The 534-nt window shown below is 73.6% G+C and carries 1 protein-coding gene; it reads right to left on the bottom strand.

Translation table 11 applies throughout. From position 1 onward, the window contains the following. Positions 1–534, bottom strand: a 534-nt coding sequence (locus IEY94_RS23200) for a condensation domain-containing protein (protein ID WP_189172376.1), incomplete at both ends; no start/stop codon positions are given.

Raw genomic sequence — 534 nt, 5'->3', positions numbered from 1 at the left:
TGTCATGGAGGTGCCGTCGCCGGCGATGTGGTGCAGGCAGATGGCGAGCAGGTGCTCGTCGTCGGCGATCGAGTAGAGGCGCACGCGTAGCGGGGGTTCGGAGCCCAGGTCGAACGGCTCCGCCGCGGCGGCGGCCAGCGCCCCGTCGAGTTCCCCCTCGGTCAGCCGGTGCTCGGTGAACGGCACCCCGGCCGCGTCCGCCGGCAGGATCCGCTGGGTCGGCTCGCCCTCCACCTCGACGTAGATCGTCCGCAGGATCTCGTGCCGCTCCACCACGTCGCCGACGGCGGCGCGCAGCGCCGGCACGTCCAGCTCGCCGCGCAGCCGGGTCACCACCGGGATGTTGTACGTCGCCGACGGCCCCTCCAACCGGTGCATGAACCACAGCCGGCGCTGCGCGTACGACAGCGGCAGCGGGTCCGGGCGCGGCCCGGCGACCAGCGGCGGGCGGGCGGTGCCGGCGCGCAGCAGCGGTTCGAGGGTGGTGACGGTGGGGTTTTCGAAGAGGTGGCGGACGGTGATTTCGGCGTTGAG

Origin of the sequence: Pilimelia anulata (assembly GCF_014647895.1) — a bacterium.
GTDB classification, from domain to species: domain Bacteria; phylum Actinomycetota; class Actinomycetes; order Mycobacteriales; family Micromonosporaceae; genus Pilimelia; species Pilimelia anulata.
This window is presented reverse-complemented; position numbering and strand designations above follow the sequence as displayed.